Source organism: Gordonibacter sp., assembly GCF_036667095.1.
Classification (GTDB): Bacteria; Actinomycetota; Coriobacteriia; order Coriobacteriales; family Eggerthellaceae; genus Gordonibacter.
Map to the genome: position 1 here is coordinate 1 of NZ_JAVWUP010000310.1, position 2,290 is coordinate 2,290.

General features: G+C 61.4%; 4 protein-coding genes. All 4 read left to right on the plus strand.

Annotation, left to right across the window (positions count from 1 at the left end; all coding sequences use genetic code 11):
* Positions 1-427 precede the first annotated feature (427 nt).
* Positions 428-673, plus strand: a complete 246-nt coding sequence (gene rpsP, locus RR842_RS14055) for a 30S ribosomal protein S16 (RefSeq protein ID WP_332515075.1) — start codon at positions 428-430, stop codon at positions 671-673.
* A 5-nt stretch (positions 674-678) separates the two neighbouring features.
* Positions 679-933 carry a KH domain-containing protein gene (locus tag RR842_RS14060; protein ID WP_332515077.1) on the plus strand — a complete coding sequence of 85 codons (255 nt, stop codon included), beginning with the start codon at positions 679-681 and terminating at the stop codon, positions 931-933.
* Positions 934-1,452, plus strand: a complete 519-nt coding sequence (locus RR842_RS14065) for a 16S rRNA processing protein RimM (protein ID WP_332553567.1) — start codon at positions 934-936, stop codon at positions 1,450-1,452.
* 106 nt (positions 1,453-1,558) lie between these two features.
* Positions 1,559-2,290, plus strand: a 732-nt coding sequence (trmD, locus tag RR842_RS14070) for a tRNA (guanosine(37)-N1)-methyltransferase TrmD (RefSeq protein WP_332730202.1), incomplete at its 3' end; no start/stop codon positions are given.

The following is a 2,290-nucleotide window of genomic DNA, read 5'->3' on the forward strand; positions in this document are numbered from 1 at the left end:
CGCCAGAACGTCCACGCGTCGGGGGCATAACGCCCTAGCTCATCTTCTCTTGTTAGTAGGGGCATGAGTGTCCTAACTCATCGAATAGGCCGGACCTGCAGGCTCGGTTCGGTATGCATTTTGAAGTATACACCACCACCACTTTGCGTGTCTGCTAACTCCGTGCTCCTCGCTCATGGCGCCGGTTGGCGAAGTCCTACCTTTCCATTAGTTGTAGTATGCGCGGTGAAAAGTCCGAAAACATGGGCTTTTCGAGGACGAGAGGGGTCTTAAATGCCATATTAGTGTCGCTTCGCTAGAATATTGGTGGTAATCGACTTGCCAAATGGGCGCTAGCCCCGTATTATTAGCAATTGCTGTTTTCATTCGGCATCAAGCCGGGTGCGATCGGAACCATTACGTAAGAAGCAAAAAGGAGTTCACCTTCATGGCAGTGAAAATTCGCCTGGCCCGTCACGGTGCCAAGAAGCGTCCGTATTACCGTATCGTCGTTGCCGACGCACGCAGCCCGCGTGACGGTCGTTTCATCGAGGAAATCGGTCGCTACAACCCCTGTGTCGAGCCTGCAATGGTGCAGTTCGATATGGAGAAGACCGACCAGTGGATCAAGAATGGTGCGCAGCCGACCGACACGGTGGCTCGCCTGCTCAAGAGCGCTCGCGAAAGCGCGTAGCTGCCATGGCCGAGCAGACGGAAGACATCGTCGGCCTCGTCGAGTCCGTCGTGCGCCCGCTCATTGAGTTTCCCGATGAGCTGCAAATCGAGTCGAGCGATGCCGAGGACGGCTCTATCCTCATCGAGGTTCGTGTGAACGAAGAGGATGCCGGCAAAGTCATCGGTCGTCAGGGGCGGGTCATCAAAGCCATCCGCACGCTCGCCCGTGCCGCTGCGTCGCGCACGAATACCCATGTCGAAGTGGAGCTCATCGACTAGATGCGCACCTGGATCGACGTCGCCCATCTGGCGAAAACAAAGAACTTGCAGGGAGGGTTCGTCGTGCGCAGCGCGGCGGGCCTTCCCTTTTTGCTGGAAGAGGGCATTGAAGTTGCGTTCGTGCCTCCAGCGCTTGATGCCCCGCGCCGCGCCCGCGTCGAAACCGTCGTGCCTTCAGGCGAGCAGGCGGCCGTGGTGACGTTCGACATTGTGCGCGACATCGACACAGCCGAGAAGCTGGCGGGCTGCCACTGCTTGGTGCGTCGCGCCGACCTTCCTGAGGGAGTACTCGATGCACCCGAAGCCGATTGGGCTGGCTGGCAGGTGCGTGACGCGTGCGCCGGGATGCTGGGCATGGTCGCTAGCATCGAGGAGATGCCGGGGCAGATGATGCTGGAGGTTGCGGCGCCAGACGGCCGTGCGATCCTCATCCCGCTGGTGGACGAGTTTGTGGTCGAGGTGGACGAGGACGCGCGCCTGATCGAGGTAGACGTGCCCTCCGGCCTGCTGGACCTGTAGCCCCCGTGTTGCGTTGCTCGGTGCCGGGGCAGGCAGGCGTCCCAGCTTCCGATCGGACAACACCGGAACCCTCCGACCTGCGCGGTTTGCTGAAAGGACGCATCACATGATCATCGAGACGCTCTCGACGTTTCCTTCCATGTACGACTCGGTCATGGGCACGTCCATGATGCGTATCGCCCAGGAGAAGGGCATCCTCCAGTTCCACGCTCACGACCTGCGCGACTGGACCCACGACCGCCATCGCACCACCGACGACGACCCTTACGGCGGCGGCGACGGCTTGGTCATGAAATGCGAGCCCATCTTCGAAGCCTACGAGGATATCCTGCCCCGCAACCCCGCAACCTCCGGCCATCTTCCCGTTCTACGTCCTCACACCATTTTCTTGAGCCCCGCCGGCCAGCCCTTCGACGACGCACTTGCCACCGAACTGGCGCAAGAAGAGCGGCTGCTGTTCGTCTGCGGCCACTACGAGGGCATCGACGAGCGTGCCTATGCACTGGCCGATCGCACTATCTCGCTGGGGGATTACGTGCTTACCAGCGGTGAGCTGGCCTCTATGGTGATCATCGATGCTGTCGTGCGCAAGCTGCCTGGCGTGCTGGGTGCCGAGACGGGAGCGCTCGGCGAGAGCTTTGCCGACGGTTTGCTGGAATATCCCCAGTACACGCGCCCTGCGGTATTCCGGGGCGTCGAGGTTCCGCCGGTGCTGCTTTCGGGCGACCATGCGCGGGTGGCCCGCTGGCGACGGGATATGAGCCTTGAGCGCACGGCGCGCCTGCGCCCCGACCTGCTCGACGGCGTCGACCTTTCGCCCGCTGATCGGGAATTTCTG

What these genes read in the sequence shown, in the direction of transcription:
- RR842_RS14060 (WP_332515077.1), top strand. Translation starts at nt 679, where the DNA reads ATGGCCGAGCAGACGGAAGACATCGTCGGCCTCGTCGAGTCCGTCGTG.
- rpsP (WP_332515075.1), top strand. Translation starts at nt 428, where the DNA reads ATGGCAGTGAAAATTCGCCTGGCCCGTCACGGTGCCAAGAAGCGTCCG.
- RR842_RS14065 (WP_332553567.1), top strand. Translation starts at nt 934, where the DNA reads ATGCGCACCTGGATCGACGTCGCCCATCTGGCGAAAACAAAGAACTTG.